Consider the following 1,264-nt stretch of genomic DNA (forward strand, 5'->3'; position numbering starts at 1 on the left):
AGCCGGAGAGTTCCTACGCAAAAGTGGACACCGGCTGGTTAGCCGCATTGTGCCTCGAACTCGACAGGAGAACGATAGCCCAAAGCGGAGTGCAAGCGCTTGGTGTTGTAGAAATCAATGTAGCTGCGCACGGCGTTTCGCAGTGAGCGTTCGGTGCTGAAAGCCTGACGGTGATACATGTCCGATTTCATCGACTTGTTCCACGACTCCATGTGCGCGTTATCGGTCATGCGATGCGGGCGGTTTACGCTTTGAACGAGTCCGGCGCTGGCCAGCGCGCGCTTGAAGTCGCCGGCGAGAAACTCGATGCCACGATCACTGTGCAGCAGCGTGCCGGCAGGTGGCTTACGCTGCCGCAACGCCGCTGCCAAAGCACGGCGTGTCAACGTGGCTGTCCGGTCCGCGCCCAGCGACCAGCCCAGCAAGCGGCGCGAGTAGCGGTCCATCACCGTCGCCAGGTAACGCCACTGTCCCGACACTTTCAGGTACGTCACGTCTGCGACCCACACCTGATCGGCCCTCTCCACCGTCAACGCGTGAACGTGGTTATCGACGCTTGAGAAGAAGCGGTCCACCCCGGGGCAGCGACGATACAAGTCGGCCGAGCATCCCCGCACCGCGTTGTCCCTCATCAATCGCTCGACCCGACGTCGTCCGACCGACACGCCCTCGCCTTGTAGTTCCCTGTGCACGCGCGGACTGCCATAGGTCTGTTTGCTGTCGTCATGGACCTGGCGAATTATCTCCAGCAGGCGGCCATCCTCCTGCTTGCGCGAGCTGGCTGGACGATCACGCCAGGCGTAGAACCCGCTGGCACTCACGTCATACAGTCGACACAACAGCCTCACCGGGTAGTGCTCCTGCTGCTGCCTGATGAAGGCGAAGATCTCGGCTTTTGACCCGAAGTGAACGCGATCGCTTTTTTTAAAAGGTCATGCTCGATCTTCAGGCGCTCGTACGCCTTTTTCACCCGACGCAGCTCCTTGAGCTCGCTCGCCACTTCTTTGTCGACAGCTACACCTTTGGTCACGATCACGCCCTCGCGCGCTTGTTTGCGCCAACGAGACAGCATGAACGGATGGATGTAAAGCGACGCGGCAACATCACCCACCGCGACGCCCGGCAACTGGCTCAAGCGGACAGCGGTTGCCTTGAAATCTTCGGTGTAGCGATAGGTCGTTCGTGGGCCTGGATTCGGCATGGTGTGGACTCCTGAAGTGGTAGTTCAGGGTGTCCACTAAAGCGTAGGAACTGTCCCGTCCGC

2 protein-coding genes are annotated in these 1,264 nt (G+C 60.2%); both read right to left on the reverse strand.

Going from position 1 to position 1,264, the window contains the following annotated elements:
- Window positions 1-38: 38 nt before the first annotated feature.
- On the reverse strand, window positions 39-887 hold the full coding sequence (locus ACVWWQ_RS17235; protein ID WP_133952465.1) for an IS3 family transposase: 849 nt from the start codon (window positions 885-887) through the stop codon (window positions 39-41).
- Window positions 845-1,201 carry a transposase gene (locus tag ACVWWQ_RS17240; RefSeq protein ID WP_133952467.1) on the reverse strand — a complete coding sequence of 119 codons (357 nt, stop codon included), beginning with the start codon at window positions 1,199-1,201 and terminating at the stop codon, window positions 845-847. Before ACVWWQ_RS17240 ends, ACVWWQ_RS17235 begins: the two co-directional genes overlap by 43 nt.
- Window positions 1,202-1,264: the final 63 nt, after the last annotated feature.

It is taken from the genome of Rhodanobacter sp. TND4EL1, from assembly GCF_054061035.1.